General features: G+C 45.2%; 1 protein-coding gene. It reads left to right on the top strand.

Annotation, left to right across the window (positions count from 1 at the left end):
* Window positions 1-17: 17 nt before the first annotated feature.
* Window positions 18-230: DNA glycosylase family protein (locus J0695_RS46575; RefSeq protein WP_206970181.1), on the top strand; the 213-nt coding region annotated here is incomplete at its 3' end.

The following is a 230-nucleotide window of genomic DNA, read 5'->3' as shown; positions in this document are numbered from 1 at the left end:
ATATTATGGAAAAGCTGGTGAAAATCAGAGGAATCGGCCCGTGGACCGTCCAAAACGTTCTGCTGTTCGGACTCGGCCGTCCCAATCTGTTTCCGGCAGCCGATATCGGCATCCAAAATGCCATCAAACGCCATTTTGGCTTAAACGATAAACCGACAAAAGAACAAATGCTTGAAATGAGCAAAGAATGGCACCCTTATTTAAGCTATGCTTCCTTGTATTTATGGAGG

It is taken from the genome of Streptomyces beijiangensis, from assembly GCF_017315755.1.
In the GTDB taxonomy this organism is placed as follows: Bacteria; Actinomycetota; Actinomycetes; order Streptomycetales; family Streptomycetaceae; genus Streptomyces; species Streptomyces beijiangensis.
Note: the sequence above shows the minus strand (reverse complement) of the source record. Positions and strands in the feature narration are given on the sequence as shown.